This window comes from Endozoicomonas sp. 8E (genome assembly GCF_032883915.1).
GTDB lineage: Bacteria > Pseudomonadota > Gammaproteobacteria > Pseudomonadales > Endozoicomonadaceae > Endozoicomonas_A.
Map to the genome: position 1 here is coordinate 4,012,737 of NZ_CP120717.1, position 16,242 is coordinate 4,028,978.

The 16,242-nt window shown below is 48.5% G+C and carries 7 protein-coding genes; 3 read left to right on the forward strand and 4 right to left on the reverse strand.

The window, feature by feature from the left end:
* Positions 1-43 precede the first annotated feature (43 nt).
* On the reverse strand, positions 44-3,160 hold the full coding sequence (locus tag P6910_RS13220) for a hypothetical protein (RefSeq protein WP_317141760.1): 3,117 nt from the start codon (positions 3,158-3,160) through the stop codon (positions 44-46).
* A gap of 248 nt (positions 3,161-3,408) precedes the next feature.
* Between P6910_RS13220 and P6910_RS13225 the strand changes: the two genes are divergently transcribed.
* The gene (locus P6910_RS13225) at positions 3,409-7,257 is read left to right on the forward strand and encodes a DUF4116 domain-containing protein (RefSeq protein ID WP_317141761.1); all 3,849 of its coding nucleotides are present in this window, start codon (positions 3,409-3,411) and stop codon (positions 7,255-7,257) included.
* Between the two features lie 420 nt (positions 7,258-7,677).
* Here P6910_RS13225 and P6910_RS13230 read toward each other — a convergent pair whose 3' ends face one another.
* The 3 genes from P6910_RS13230 to P6910_RS13240 form a co-directional block, all read right to left on the reverse strand.
* A complete protein-coding gene (locus P6910_RS13230) occupies positions 7,678-8,199 on the reverse strand; it encodes a hypothetical protein (protein ID WP_317141762.1) in 522 nt (173 codons plus the stop codon).
* 295 nt (positions 8,200-8,494) lie between these two features.
* A complete protein-coding gene (locus tag P6910_RS13235) occupies positions 8,495-11,614 on the reverse strand; it encodes a hypothetical protein (protein WP_317141763.1) in 3,120 nt (1,039 codons plus the stop codon).
* Positions 11,615-11,834: 220 nt separating this feature from the next.
* Positions 11,835-11,972: a hypothetical protein gene (locus P6910_RS13240; RefSeq protein ID WP_317141764.1), complete on the reverse strand. Its 138-nt coding sequence runs from the start codon at positions 11,970-11,972 to the stop codon at positions 11,835-11,837.
* Between the two features lie 30 nt (positions 11,973-12,002).
* Here P6910_RS13240 and P6910_RS13245 point away from each other — a divergent pair, with 30 nt between their 5' ends.
* Positions 12,003-12,140 carry a hypothetical protein gene (locus P6910_RS13245; RefSeq protein WP_317141765.1) on the forward strand — a complete coding sequence of 46 codons (138 nt, stop codon included), beginning with the start codon at positions 12,003-12,005 and terminating at the stop codon, positions 12,138-12,140.
* 127 nt (positions 12,141-12,267) lie between these two features.
* Positions 12,268-15,975 (forward strand): DUF4116 domain-containing protein, encoded by a 3,708-nt coding sequence (locus P6910_RS13250; RefSeq protein ID WP_317141766.1) that lies wholly within the window; start codon positions 12,268-12,270, stop codon positions 15,973-15,975.
* The last annotated feature ends 267 nt before the right edge of the window (positions 15,976-16,242 follow it).

Consider the following 16,242-nt stretch of genomic DNA (forward strand, 5'->3'; position numbering starts at 1 on the left):
CGCCAAATCTCTGCATCCCCTGCACTATAAAGGCTGCCTGTTTCTATTCCAGCCAGCCTTGTTGCGTCTTCGCTTCATTACGATCAGGCAGAAGCTTCACGGGCACCAGCATTTCCTGCAGGTTTACCTTACCCTGGTCGTCATATCCCCTGAAGCGCTTCTCCTTAACCACCGCAAATCCTCTTTGCTCAAGCACTCTTTTTGCCTTACGTGATTTCAGGGTTTTCTGGGTTAATGTGCCGAGGCTCATGAGTATCCCTTCGGATTGCAGTCGATGCACCTCTTGAATGACGGCCAATTGTGTTTCAATGCTCAGTAATCTGAAGCCGTGGCGACACTGCATCTTTTCCAGGCGGGTCATTCTTTCAGGCACTTTGACTTGTCTGAGATCATGAAAACTGTTGTGGATGCCACGGGTAATCCCCTCTTTCTGGTCAGTCTTGCACTCTGTATGGTCAGGGCTGGAACAGGTGTTAATGCCTGCACGGCTGGCAATATAGCGCCGGACGTTATCATCCAGGTATTTTTCCATGTTCTGCAGAGGCAGGGGCGTCTGTTCAAATTTATCGGTGATAGCCGTCCTGTCAGGCTGGAGCTGGAAAGTTTGAACATAAGAAACCGTCCGGAGGTCTTCATGATCACCGCCAGTGACTTGTAGCAGATCAGCAGCACCGTGCATGGCGGCTTCCAATTGCTGTTGCAAGTCCGGTTTCAGGGCAGGATCACGGGTGAAATTCCGGGTCAGTTGCGACGGCAGATCCAGACGCGATGGGTCAAACTGCCCGGACTTCTGTCGGTCTGTCAAGAACCCCGGAAACGAGGCATCAAACCCGGTGAACCGGATAAAATCCATGCGGTCAGCAAAGCGCAGTACATGCAGATAACCACGAACCAATGGAGAAAGATTCTGGTCGCTCTTACCCTGTACGTCGTCTTCCTTGCGGGCCAGTGCTTCGGCAATATCATTCAGCTGATGTTGAGGGTACTGCCCCCTCAGATCCCGCTTGAAATAGAGAGCCGCCTTGTCTTCTTCATCTTTTTTGGGGACATCTTCTGCAGCGGCATCATGATAGATGATCGCCAACGACAACAGGTTCTTTTCAGATTCAGAGAAATGCATCAGATCAGATTTCTCCAGCAACTCGACATACCACAACAGATTGTTCCGGGCCCGCAATACATGACTGCAGTTGTGATCAGGCTTCCATACTCCGGGCAATGTCTCACTGCCGAGGTATCGGATGACTCGCTCTGGCCCGGGGCGACGGTAATAATGCTGCAGTATTTTCAGAATAGTCTCTTCGTTATCCCTGGCATTGGGCAAAACCGGTGGTACGCTGAAGGCGTTGACGAGAAATTGCAACGCCTCTGGTTGCGTCAGGGAGTCAGGTTGGACAGATCGACATTGGGTGAGGCCAAGGGACTTTTGCAGTTCGATTATTTGTTGTTCCCCTGCTTTGACTTTTTCTGGCCATTGCTGATAAAAGGACTCTTGATCTCGCCGTTCCCAGAGTGCTTTAACCCAGTAGATATAATCATCTGTGCTTAGCGTTCCCAGGGATTTTTTAATGCCGTTAGCGCTGGTGTCTGCTATTTTTTTTCTGACGGCGCTTAATGTTTGCTCATTGGGCTTGCCAAAATGAAACAACGCTAATAAATAATTCTTAAGTTGTTTATAGGGATGATATCCCTCAAAAGGTCGTCGAAGGACAAGGTGAAACGCTTCCTGCAGTTGTGCTGAACTGAGTCTCTGGCAACGTTGATGAAACTCCAGCATCACAGCCGGATCATTGCAAGATGGGTGGTCACAAATCAAAGGCCATATATCAGTACCCTCGTAAGATAATCCCAATGCCTTCAGATGGCAGCAAAGTCTTGGTGAATAAAAGTCCTCTAAAACGTCCATGGCGGTTTTCTCATCAACAAACACTCCGCATCTGGCCAGAGCTGTAGATAGCTGGATAACGATACTTTCCTTGTAAGCTGTCCATCTCCTATAAGGGTTTTTGTCGCCATACTTGAATCTGTCACGCCGATCTTGAGGCCATAAGTTACTTGCTGATTCGATCAACAAATAAGGTATTGTCTGGTATTTTCCCTGGTAAAGTACCTTTCTTGCAACAGGAAAACCCTGGTTTATTAATTCCCGTAAGCGTTGGGGACTTGAGCCGTCCGGATCCGTTACCAGTTTTATAATCTCCTGAACTCGAAACTGCAGCATTGGCAGAAGCTGTTGATTCAGGATTTCTACTTTTAACGGCATTGGCAGAAGATTCAACAGCCACTTGAAGCTATCTTCAGAAATGTTATGGGATAACGCAAAATCTCCGAGTCTGGCTTCATTAAGCGCTAAGAGATTGCCACTGCTGAGTTCATCCTCAAAATAAACCTCTGCAGAACCGCTTTGCTCGGAATAAACCAGCCAGGGCAACGACCCAATGCCAAAAGCCTTTTCTAACTGGTGTTTCTCATGCAGATGGTCAGTAATACTTTTGCCGGTGTCCTTTGCAGTAAAAAAACACTTGATTTGTGATTTTGTATACCCGGTGGTGAGCCATTCTGAATGCTCTATTGACCGCTGACAACCCTTTTCCCTGACTTTGGGCGGTTTGAATGTGCCATTGGGGAGCAGGTGTCCAGATGTAGTAAATGCTGGATATACCTGATGAATCCTCTCAGCCTGTGCCCGCATTTTCTCCTGCAGTGAATGACTGTCAGGCAGGCATTTGACATCAAGTTCATCCGGTTTTATGGTTTTGTCCCGTAAGCTGTCTGTGAAGGTATGGCCTTTATACGCAGCAAGTGTATCGGGTTCCAGAATGCCAACTGCGAAAGTGTCCGATCTTACTCTTGAGGGCACATCTTCGATAATCATGATGGCTGGTCTTGGCCCTTTTGGTAACTCATCGTTATGATCGAGATAAACCGACTCCCTTATGAGCCTTGTATAAAGTGTCTCCGTACCTCGCAACTCAATATGTCGAGCAGCCAATGTGCCTGCCTTCAAAGCTGCCCGCAATTCCTGTCTTAGCTGCTCTCTGCTACCCGGGGACAGGCAATGTGCACTGTTTGAATTTTTGCCAGATTTCGCCGAGCAACTCTCAGGGTTCGTAAACGATACTGTCGAGAGTGAATTTCCTGTTTTTGGTAATGAATCCATATCAATAATCCTTAGAGATAAACCCGGCGTCATTCCTGAGCCGCTGGTAAGCCGGATGATAAATACCTGCCTTCATCGGGATGGTGGTGTTGGTATTAAGATTCTTTTAAAAACGGCACTGTAGTTTCTGACTTTTTTACATCAAAAAAGTTCCTGCAGCCTGGCAGCCTGGATCCGGACTGACGGTTAGTTGAAACTTTTTTCAAAAGCACTGGTCAAATATAGAAAGGATTATGGAGATCACGGTCATGGAAAAGACTCAACCAACAACATCGGGCATAGCTTTACCCACATCTGCCCATAAGCCAAAAAAATGCAAAAAAGCATCTGCTTTCGCTCGTTCTGTTATTTCTGCCAATCAAGACTCCCCCTCTTGTAAGAAGGATCATTCAGACAAAACGGTCCCCTCTTGTCCTCAACTACCTGCTCGTGATATCAAACTTTCGAATACGGATAACCGCAGGCCTGCCAGCCATGACCTGCCCAGCTTGCAAGCCAACAATGACCGGGCCTTTATGGGCGGCAAGGGACTTTTTCTGCACCATATGCAGCAGGCCGGTATCCCGGTTCCACCCTTCACAGTGGTTGACACTGCTCTGGTCGCCAGGCTGGAGCAACAGCCTTTCCCCACAAAATACCTGTTGCCCTTTTTGCCACACATAAACGTGCGGAGCCAGAAATCATTCAGCCTGGAACAATTGCGCTCGATCATTAGCGAACTCCCTCATCAGCAACAATCAGAATGGCTCAAGGGTTTATCCGGATTTATTGCCAGCAAGGATTTCTATCAACAGGTCAAAAAAACCAATGCTGCCCGGGATATTCACCATCGCTACCTCGCGCTCCGGCGACAAGCCGGGGGAGCCTGCATCGTCCGAAGTTCCGGCGTCGATGAAGACCGCTTCGGCGATGCCCAGGCCGGTCGCTATGATTCCCGGGTTCATGGTGGTGGCGATATCCTGAAAACCTGCCTGCAAGTCCTGTCCTCAGCTTACCGGCCTGAAGTCTGCCCAAACGGGCAGGTAAAACCCATGGCGCTGGTCCTGCAGCAGTGCATCCATTGTCGGCTGGGGGGTGTAGTGATCAGCCACTCAACGCTGGAGGACGATGCCATGCAGCTGGAATATGCACAGGGGCAACCACGGGGGGCCGTCTCCGGAAATGCAGGCATCCGCCCTCATCGCTATACGATCAGGCGTGGTGATGACGAAAACAGTCGACCGGATCGGCAATTTACCCCGGGAGACGTTAGCAGCCAGTTTGTCCTGAAAAAAATCACCGGTGGAGAGGGTTATGTTGAAGAGTGCATTACGACAACCAGCGATGCAAAAGACATCAGGCTTACTGACAAGATATTGCAACAAGTCCAGAAATATATAGAACAGCTGGAAAATATGTTCTATTGCCCGGTGGATGTGGAGTTCGGTGTCGATAACCGGGGGAATGTCTTCGTCTTCCAATGCCGACCAGTGACCCAGCTGCCGGGCAGTACCCGTTTCTGTGCAGCCGCTCCCTCCCTGCCTCTGGCTGAAGGAACCCTGGTCAGTGAAGGTTACTGCAGTGGCCTGGCCCTGGTGGTCAACGAGCCCGTCAGCGCGGAACAGATTCCGCCCGGTACCATTCTGCTTGCCGATCACGGCAGTGACTGGATGCTGGCACCGGATATTTTAAAACGTCTGGGCGGCTGCGTGTTCAAACAGGGAGGAACCAACGATCATATTGCCATCACCCTGCGTCAGGCGGGTATACCCTGTCTGGTGGCTGGTTCTCACTATTCTGAGGCAGCCAGCGGGCAACAGGTCACACTGGTGGCAGGCAGTTTTTCCGGCAACCCCGGAGCCTATTTGCTGACAGGCGACCAGTCTGCTTTCTGGGAGGCCAACAGCACCAACTCCGGACAGGATATCGTCAGCTCACCCGCAACAGCTGCTGCATCCCCCCCGGATTTCACCCGGGTCGACGAAGGTTTTGGCTGGCTGAATCGCCAAAACAACCGCTTGCTGGATTATTTTCTCCCTGACCGAATACTAAGTCACTGCCTTGGCCCGAGGCGGAGCAAGGCCGTCAGCATGTCAGCAAACCGATCAGATCTGCTTCAACAGCTTGGCACGGAGATTCAGCTGTTGCAGGATGATTTGCAACTGTTTGTATCCGGTTATACGCACTTTTTAGATCTGGCCAAATTGTCTCAATCCGATAAAGCACACATTGAATTGCGAACCTTTAGCAATGAAATCCAGCTCCTTGAAAAACAATGCAAGAGTCTGAAAGATGCCCTTGATAACCTGTGTTCAAAAGTGGTCATACCGCTGACCACTGGCCTGAAAGCATCCAGCCAGCCTGCGAATTTCAGACAATGGCTGCAGGATTGCGAGACCTTGCGGGATAAATTGCAAACACTGACCCAGCCCAATGGAGTGAAAGCTATCCATTCTGCTCATGACCTGATTTACTGGCTTCATAAGCGATTTGTTAGCGCTCTTGCCCCAGTGGCTAAAGCATCAGGGCAGGGAGAAATTATCAAATTTGGTAAAAAGAGATCGCTGATTGATATGCGCCCCCAAGGCGCTTACGGACTACTAAACCACGATTGTATTTCGTTACTGAGGGAAATTCCCGGATTGAAGCTGGGTGTGCTTAACATGGCGGATGCTGCTTTTGCCACCATATCCCTCGGAGATCACGTCTGCACCATAAGCATGCTGGAACAGGCTGAGGGAGGCAAGGGCCGAACACTCCGCCTCGACATCTCGGACGATTTTTCCCAAGACCAGAAAAACATACACCTACAGGGTAAATTGAAGCGTTTCTGGTTTTTGGTCCAGACACTCCGTTGTGCATCGATTGATGAAAGTTCACGGCCAATGGCGATCAGCTTCAATCAAAGCATAAGTAAAATGACCATAGAGTGCACGCAGGTTGATTCCACATCAGCATTACAGGAGGCCTCTGTGAAATTGTTGGTTATTCTGTCAGCACTGCGTGACATGGATATGTCAATCAGCAGTTCTTATCGGGGTGCTACTGATCAGTGGGATTTTGACACACTGGTTAAAAGGTGCCAAAACGGACTGGACGACCCCTCAAATAAGTCGACATACAAACAATGCCTGGTATTGGATGCAATTATAAGAAATGAGACAAGCTTCAAAAAATACGTGCTATTGGATTCATTCTCAGGGGGCGAGGATGTCGCGACACATTACAAAGATCGTGATGACTTCGACGATCGTCCAGGCCACTTCAGACCTCATGTTTCGCTCCTTGATTATCTGGAAAGTGAATACAGACTCTTTTATAAAATAGCCAAAGAAATCAGTGCCTGGTTTCAGACAACTGAGGACCGGAATAACCTTTCGGAACTTCGCCAAATCATTACCACTGCTGCCAACCACCTTGAGCCGGACGCTGCAGCAGGAATAATAAAAGAACTGTTATTTCATATGGCTAGTTTAAGTGATTGGCGGAACTTAGATGATGTTGCTATTAAACTCTTGCGTGAGCACTTTGATTTGGATAAGGATAAAGGTCTGGTGCTTCTGCTGGTTAAGCAAAACCCAAGGATATTTACATCTATCGATGACAAATTGAAGGATGATGTTGACATCGCTAAAGCTGCGATAGAACAAAATGCATATTTTTTAAAATATGCCAGCGACCGTCTCAGAAATAATAAAACGCTGGTAAAGATTGCCGTCAATAATGATGGTGATGCAATCAGGTATGCCAGTAACGATCTCAAGAATGACCACGAGGTGGTTGTGTTGGCGGTGAAAAACGGTGTCTCAGCCCTTCTTCATGCCGGGAAGACAGCAAGAAACGATGAAGCCCTCTTGAGAATTATCATTAAGGAACAACCCATGGCCATCGCTTGCTTTGGTAATAAGTCCCTTAGAAATGACAAGGAGCTTATTCTTCCACTGCTCCCACGAGAGCCTGACATCTATAAGTATCTCAGCGACAAACTGAAATCTGATCCGGATATTCTGGCCGCAGCCGGGCGTCGGAGCATAGTTGAACCTGAAACCGCGAGTTCACAAGATGGAGATCAGCCTAAAAAGCCGACAGATCAAAGCGGTTTGTGTGTAATCCTCTGACTCTGATTTTCACCTACTTCAAGGGAATCAAGGCTATGGAGAGCATTCAACCAACAAGATCAGGCCCGACTGAAGACAAAGCGACAAACTGAAATCTGATCCGGATATATCCGGGCTGCAGCTCAAAGGAAGGATGTTTCATAATGAATCAACGCAAATCTACTTTGCTCAAGCGATCTTTTCGCCCTAGCAGCCTGTCGGACTTAAGACTGTCCTACTGCGGTTGCGATAAATTGGTCTAAAAATTCCTGCTCCCTCGTCAAATAGCTCGCTATTCTCCTCGGAATCAGAAATTTTTATCCTCAATTTCTCGCAATCCTCGCTACGGACGCTCAAGTCCGACAGGCTCCTAGATTCTCCCTGTCTGACCTGTTTGTTGATCTCAGTAAAAATACTGACAAATAGTATTTTGAACGCTGATTAAACCGATGAAATGACTTCACTTTGGCGAAGGCGCTCGTAATGCTGAGATTCATCATATGAGGGTGGAGCATTCGTTCTGTCTTGATCCCGGGGGATGCCTGAACGCTGGTTTGCGTCTCGCTCTGTCCGAATTCTAACGGCTCTTTCAAGATCTCCTAATCGCTGACATTCTCTAATAAAGGCTGCCTCGGCCAGAAAACCTGCTTGACCGCCAAGAATGAACCCAGTTGCCACAGCACCCACAACCCCCAGAGGGCCGAGAGACAATAGGTGCCCGGCAGCCAAACCGCAAGCGATACCGGTAGAAACACCGACTTTCCTCATTTGTAAGCCCGGACCATACTGAATGATGATAGGACGTTCATGTGTCCAATCACGGGCATCCCAGAGGAAGTTTTCGTAGAGTGATTTTTTTACGGTCAGCCGCAGAAACTTACCAACATTTGAATCCATGCTTGAATCTGTTTGTGTACCTCGGTCAATGGTTTGATGACTGGGTGTTTGAGTGTTTACATTCATAGTAAGGTACCTCCTGTTTCTAAATTATGAATCGTTCAATTTACTTCACCCTCACAGAGAATAAGTTTTACCGACATTTGTGATCATATATTCCACAAAATATTCAGCGAATATTTGTAGTATCAAGTAATCTGACAACGGAATTAAGCTGATTTCTTTAATCCCTGCGGCTTTAGACAGTGCCACTACAAAATAATTCCATTTATCATTTCTAAACAGTCCGCATTCAAACCTGCCTGCAAGGTGTCAGTTTGTTGCGATTTTGCCTCGTCTCTGTATGAGGGCTGGCTTGTATCTATTCCAGCCAGCCTTGTTGCGTCTTCGTTTCATTACGATCAGGCGGAACCTTCACGGGCACGAGCATTTCTTGCCGATTTACCTTACCTTTGTCGTCATATCCCCTGAAGCGTTTCTGACTAACCACCACAAATCCTCTTTGCTCAAGGGATCTTTCCGCCGGGGGTGATTTCAGGGTTTTCTGGGTTAATGTGCCGAGGCTCATGAGTATCCCTTCGGATTGCAATCGTTGCACCTCTTGAACGATGGCCTCTTGTGTTTCAGTGCTCAGTAATCTGAAGCCCTGGCGACACTGCATCTTTTCCAGGCGGGTCATTCTTACAGGCACTCTGACTTGTCTGAGATCATGGAAACTGTTGTGAATGCCACGGGTAATACCCTTTTGCTGGTCCGTTTTGCACTCTGTATGGTCTGGGCTGGAACAGGTGTTAATACCTGCTCGACTGGCAATATAGCGCCGGACGTTATCATCCAGGTATTTTTCCATGTTCTGCAGAGGCAGGGGCGTTTGTTCAAATTTATCGGTGATAGCGGTCCTGTCAGGCTGGAGCTGGAAAGTTTGAACATAAGAAACCGTCCGGAGGTCTTCATGATCACTGCCAGTGACTGGTAGCAGATCAGCAGCACCGTGCATGGCGGCTTCCAGTTGCTGTTGCAAGTCCGGTTTCAGGGCAGGATCACGGGTGAAATTCCGGGTCAGTTGCGACGGCAGATCCAGACGCGAGGGGTCAAAATGCCCGAACTTCTGTCGGCCTGTCAAGAACCCCGGGAACGAGGCATCAACCCCGCTGAATCGGATAAAGTCCATGCGGTCAGCAAAGCGCAGTATATGCAGATAATCACGAACCCTTGTGGAAAGATTCTGGTCGCTCTTACCCTGTACGTCGTCTTCCTTGCGGGCCAGTGCTTCGGCAATATCATTCAGCTGATGTTGTGGGTACTGCCCCTTCAGATCCCGTTTGAAATAGAAAGCCGCCTTGTCTTCTTCATCCTTTTTGGGGACATCTTCTGCAGCGGCATCATGATAGATGATCGCCAACGACAACAGGTTCTTTTCAGATTCAGAGAAATGCATCAGATCAAAATTCTCCAGCAACTCGCTGTACCACAACAGATTGTTCCGGGCCCGCAATACATGACTGCAGTTGTGATCAGGCTTCCATACCCCGGGCAATGTGTCACTGCCAAGGCATTGGATGACTCGCTCTGGTCCGGGGCGTCGGTAATAATGCTGCAGTATTTTCAGAATGGTCTCTTCGTTATCCCTGGCATTGGGCAAAACCGGTGGTACGCTGAAGGCGTCGACAAGAAATTGCAACTCCTTCGGTTGTGTCAGGGAGGCAGGTTGAACAGATGGACTGTGAGTGAGGCCGAGAGACTTTTGCAGTTCGACTATTTGTTGTTGCCCTGCTTTGACTTTTTCTGGCCATTGCTGATAAAAGGGCTCTTGATCTCGCCGCTCCCAGAGTGCTTTAACCCAGTGGATATAATCATCTGTGCTTAGCGTTCCCAGGGATTTTTTAATGCCGTTAGCGCTGGTGTCTGCTATTTTTTTTCTCACAGCACTTAGTGTTTGCTCATTGGGCTTGCCAAAATGATACAACGCTAATAGATAATTCTTAAGTTGTTTACAGGGATGATGTCCCTCGAAAGGTCGTCGAAGGACAAGGTGAAACGCTTCCTGCAGTTGTGCTGAACTGAGTCTCTGGCAACGTTGATGAAACTCCAGCACCACAGCCGGATCGGTGATAGAATCGTGATCAATCATTAAATACCATAAATTTGTACCCTGGTAAGATACTCCCAATGCCTTCAAATGGCAGAAAAGTCTTTTTGAATAAAATTCCTCTAAAAGTCTAATGGTGGTTTTCTCAGTAACAGGCACTCCGCATCTGGCCATATCAGTGGATAATTGGATAAGGATATCTTCCTGATAATCTGCCCAGCTCATACACTGGAATTTGTCATTACCCGTCGTTCTGTATAGCTTATCGTTCCGCCAGGATACGGTTGCTGACTTGATCAATAAATCAAATATTGTTTGGTATTCTCCCCGGTAAAGTACTTTTTTTTGAACAGGGAAACCCTGGTCTATTAACTCCTGTAAGCGTTCACGAGTGAAGCAATCCGGATTCGTTACCAGTTCTATAATATCCTGAGCTCGAAACTGCACCGTTGGCAGATGCTGTTGATTCAGGATTTCTGCTTTTAACGACATTGGCAGAAGATTCAATAACCTCTTCAAGATCTCTTCAGAAATGTTATGGGATATCGCAAAATTACCAAGCTTGGATTCATTAAGCGCTAACAGATGATCACGGCGGAGTTCATCCTCAAAATAAACTTCTGCAGAACCGCCTTGCTGGGAATAAACCAGCCAGGGCAATGGGTCAATGCCAAAAGTCTCTTCTAATTGCTGTTTATCCTGCAAATGATCGGTAATACTTTTGGCAATGTTCTCTTTTACAGTGAAAAAACACTTGATTTGTGATTTTGTATACCCGGTGGTTAGCCATTCTGCAGGGCGTCTTAGCTTTTCATTATCTTTTTCCCTGAATTCGGGCGGTTTGAATGTGCCGTTCGGACGCAGTTCACCTGACGTAGACTCCCTATAGACACTACAGAGCCGGTCAGCTTGCTCGAGCTTTTTCAATCGCAGTGAACTATGGTCAGGTAGGCATTTAATAGACAGTTGATCCGGTTTTAATGCATTGTCCTCTAAAGAAAATGTGCCAGCATGATCTTTATAAGCAGCGAGCGTATCGGGTTTTAGAATGCCAACGGTGACATCGTTCGGTCTTACTAATATCGAGGGCACGTCTTCGATAATCAGGTTGACAGGTCTTGGTGCTTTTGGAAGCTCGTCGTTATGGTCAAGATAAACCGACTCTCTTTCGAATCTTGTATAAGATGATTCCGAGTCGTACACCTCAATATGTCGAGCACCGAAAGTGCCGACCTTCAGAGCTGCCTGCAATTCCTGTCTTAGCTGCGCCCTGCTACCCTGGGACAGACAATGTGAAGTGTTTGAGTTTTCGCCAGATTGCGCAGAACAACTCTCAGTGTTCATAAACGATACTGTCGAGGGTGAATTCCCTGTTTTTATTAATGAATCCAAATCTATACTCCCTGGAGTAGTTGCAAAGTTATTGTCATGTCCGGATTAGAGTATTGCCGCCCCAATGTTGCTGAAGCAACCAGATTAACTGATGCAAAGAAGCGTTAAATACCATAGAGATAAACCCGACGTCATTCCTGAGCCGATAGCAAGCCATTGCTGACGCTGAATACCTGCCTTACCGGGATGGGGGTGCTGGTGCGGGTATCGGTATTAAGGTTCATTCAAGACCGGCCTTCTGAGGTTCTGACTTTTTGATATCAAAAAAGTTCCCGCAGCTTAAGAGGCTGTCGCAAAACTCTTCATTCTCGTCATTCCCGACTTCATTCTCGTCATTCCCGCGAAGGCGGGAATCCACACTGACTCACCACCAGAACCATACTGCCCGGTGCCCCCCTGGCCTTGTCATCCCCGAGAAGGCAGAGATCCACCGTTGGCGCTGGATTCCCGCCTTCGCGGGAATGACGACCTCAGAGCATGGGATCGAGTTGTTGGGCTTTTGCGACAGCCTCCTTCGCGGGAATGACGACCACAGAGCAGGGGAACGAGCTGTAGGAGTTTTGCGACAGCCTCTTAAAACCGGAGTTAGGGTTAGTTGAAACTTTTTTCAAAAGCACAGGTCAGACATAAGAATGATTTTGGAGATCACAGTCATGGAAAAGCCTCAACTAACAACATCGGGCCTTGCCTTACCCTCATCAGCCCGGAGGCAACACTGCGACAAAGCATCTGCATTCGCTCGTTCTGTTATTTCTGCCAGGCAAGACTCCCCTCCTCGCATGGGGCATATGACGGATGATTCAGACAAAACCGTTCTCTCTTGCCCTCAACTGCCTGCTCGTGATATCAAACTTCCGAATACAGATAACCGCTGGCCTGCCAGCCATGACTTGCAGCCAGTCGGCAATGACGACAGACAAACCCGGGCCTTTGTGGGCGGCAAGGGGCTGTTTCTGCACCGTATGCAGCAGGCCAGAATCCCGGTTCCACCCTTCACTGTGGTTGACACAACCCTGATCGCCAGGCTGGAGCAACAACCTTTCCCCGCAAAATGCCTGTTGCCCTTTTTGCCAGATATAAACACGCGGAGCCAGGAATCATTCAGCCTGGAACAATTGCATACGATGGTTACCGAACTCACCCATCAGCAACAATCAGAATGGCTCAAGGGGTTATCCGGATTTATTGCCAGTGAGGATTTCTATCAACAGGTCAAAAATATCAGTGCTGCCGAGGATATTCGTCATCGCTACCTCAGGCTTCGACAACAAGCCAGCGAAGCCTGCATCGTCCGCAGTTCCGGCGTCGATGAAGACCGCTTCGGCAATGCCCAGGCCGGTCGCTATGATTCCCGGGTTCATGGTGGCGGCGATATCCTGAAAACCTGTCTGCAAGTCCTGTCATCCGCTTACCGGCCTGAAGTCTGCCCGAACGGACAGGTAAAACCCATGGCGCTGGTCCTGCAGCAGTGCATCCATTGCCAGCTGGGGGGCGTAGTGATCAGCCACTCAACCTTGCAGGACGATACCATTCAGGTGGAATTTGCTCCGGGTCAACCCCGGGGGGCGGTCTCCGGAAATACAGGCATCCGACCTCATCGCTATACGATCAGGCGCAGTGATGACGAAAACAGTCAACCGGATCGGCAATTTACCGCTGGAGACGTTACCACACGGTTTGTTCTGGAAAAAATTACCGCTGAAGAGACCGGTGAAGCGGGCTATATCGAACAGAGCACCACGGCAACCACCGATACAAAAGACATCATGCTTTCTGACAAGATTTTGCAGAAACTGCAGAAATATACAGAACGGCTGGAAGATATGTTCTGTTGCCCGGTGGATATTGAGTTCGGCGTATCTATGTTGGGGCAATTGTACCTGTTCCAGTGCCGGCCGGTGACCCAGCTGCCGGGCAGTACCCGTTTCTCTGCACCAGCACCAGCCGTGTCAATGGCTGAAGGCATCATGGTCAGTGAAGGTTGCTGCAGTGGTGTGGCCCTGGTGGTCACCGAACCGGTCAACGCAGAACAGATTCCGTCTGGAACCCTTCTGTTTGCCAATCACGCCAGTGACTGGATGCTGGCACCCGATATTTTAAAACGTCTGGGCGGCTGCGTGTTCAAACAGGGGGGAACTAACGATCATGTTGCCATCACCTTGCGTCAGGCGGGTATACCCTGTCTGTTGGCTGGTTCTCAGTATTCTGAGGCATTAAGACAGAGCAGCGGACAACAGGTAACACTGGTGGCAGGCAGTTTTGCCGGCAAGTCCGGAGCCTGTTTGTTGACCGGCGACCAGTCTGCATTCTGGCAGGCCAACAGCACCAGTTCCGGTCAGGATATCATCGGCTTACTCGCAAGCAGTCCTGTAGAACAGCCCGACTTCACCAGAGTCGACGAAGGTTTTGGCTGGCTGAATCGCCAGAATGACCGGTTGCTGGACTATTTTCACGCTGACCGTTTACTAAGCCACTGCCTCGCTCCGGGACGAAGCAAGGCAATCAGCATGTCAGCAAACCGATCGGATCTGTTATCACAACTTGGCAGGGAGATTCATCTTCTGCAGGGCGATCTGCAACGATTTTTATCCGGTTATCGGCGTTTTTTAGATCTGGCCGTCGGGTCTGAAGCGACCGCCATACCCTCCGAAATTGTGCCCTTTACCGATGAACTCCCGTTCCTTGAAACACAATTGATAGACCTGGAGGATGCCATTGATGACCTGTACAAAGAAGTGGTCACGCCGCTGGCTGGCAAAGAAGAATTGCCCGCCCGGCGGACGGATTTCGGACAATGGCTGAGAGATTGCCAGACCTTGCTGGATAAATTGCAAAAACTGAACCAGCCCGGTTATGCATGCGAAATCTGTTCTGTCCACGACCTGATCTACTGGCTTCATCAGCAATTTGTCAGCGCTCTCGCGCCGGTGGCTGGAGCATCCGGCCAGGGAAAAATCACCGAAGTTGGAGAAGATAAAACGTTGGTTGAGATACTCCCCCGGGGAGTTTCCGGACTATTAGACGTCAGTTGCATCTCGGTACTGGGCAAGCTTAGTTTATTAGAGCTAAGCATGCTGAATATGGTGGATGCCGCCTTTGTTAATGCAACCCTCGGAGTGCACATCTGTACCATAACCCTGCTGGAACAGGCCGAGGGAGGCAAGGGCCGAACACTCCGCCTCAACATCTCAGATGATTTTTCCCAAGACAAGAAAAACGAGCACTTACAGGGTAAATTGAAGCGTTTCTGGTTTTTGGTCCAGACACTCCGTTGCGCATCATTAGATAAAAGTTCACGGCCAATGGCGATCAGCTTCAATCAAAGCGCGGGAAAAATGACCATAGAGTATACCCGGTTTGATTCCACACCAGCATTAAAGAAGGCCTTTGTGGAATTGGTGAACATTCTGTCCGGGCTCACCTCCATGGATATATCAATCAACCAATTTAATTTCAGTAAAAATAACGACAAATGGTATTTTGAAACACTGGTTAAAAGGTGTCAAAACGGGCTGGACGAACCGGTAAATAACTGGACGTTCAAACATTGCCTGGTATTGGATGCAATCAATGACAGGGAGGCAGATTATTGGAATCATGAATATACTTTCCTCGATTATCTGGATAGCGAATACAAGCTGTTTTTTGATATGGCCAATAAAGCTTGTCATTTTATTGAGGCCACTGAAGATCCGAATAGAAATTCAGAACTTCGCGAAATATTTAATGCTGATACCAAACACCTTGAGCCGAATGATGCTGCAAGAATAATAAAAGAACTGCTATGTAGCATGGCCATTGCAAGCGAGTGGCAGGGGCGAGAGGCTTGCATTGAACTGCTGCGAAAGGACTTTGATTTAGATCATGACAGGGATCTGGTGCTTTCGCTGGTTCAGCAAAGCCCGGAAATATTTGGTTTGATCGCCGACCTGTTTAAAGATGATACTGACATAGCGAAATCTGCTATAGAACAGCGAGGAGATTTGTTGGTTCATGCCAGCAGAGGTCTCAGAAATAATAAGTCGCTGGTCATGCTTGCCGTCAATAATTATGCTGATGCACTCGAATATGCCAGCACAGATCTCAAAAATGACCCCCAAGTGGTTTTGTTGGCTACCAGAAGACATTTTCCTGCCTTTTACTATGCCGGAGAGACAGCAAAAAACAATAAAGCCCTGTTGAGGACAATCATTGAGGAGAATCCTTTAACCATGTTCTATGTCGCTGAGTCCGTTAAAAATGACAAGGATTTTGTCCTGCCTCTGCTCTCACGAGTTCCCTACATCTACGAATACCTTAGCGACAAACTGAAATCTGATCCGGACATCCAGGCTGCAGCTCAAAAGCTGGATGTCTCATAGTGACACTCCCCGCCTTGTCAGGCGAGGTTTCTGACTTCACGGGCTACAGCCAGCCTATAGCGACTGGACTTACACAGAAGCCTCCATCAGCAGTAACCGGGTGCCCCTCGGTTATTTGTTGGTCTTCTGTTTGATTTGTTGGGTATCTATACGGTTCCAGTCGATGCGTTGCAATAACGACTTTCGAAAGTCTTCTAGCCCAACAAGCAGTTAGCTCTGCTATGGATTTTTTTTAACAGTGCTTGGTTTTCGTCACTGTGAGTCCCT

Excerpts from the sequence above, each read along its gene's own strand:
- P6910_RS13220 (WP_317141760.1), bottom strand. The coding sequence starts at position 3,160 with ATGGATTCATTACCAAAAACAGGAAATTCACTCTCGACAGTATCGTTT.
- P6910_RS13225 (WP_317141761.1), top strand. The coding sequence starts at position 3,409 with ATGGAAAAGACTCAACCAACAACATCGGGCATAGCTTTACCCACATCT.
- P6910_RS13230 (WP_317141762.1), bottom strand. The coding sequence starts at position 8,199 with ATGAATGTAAACACTCAAACACCCAGTCATCAAACCATTGACCGAGGT.
- P6910_RS13250 (WP_317141766.1), top strand. The coding sequence starts at position 12,268 with ATGGAAAAGCCTCAACTAACAACATCGGGCCTTGCCTTACCCTCATCA.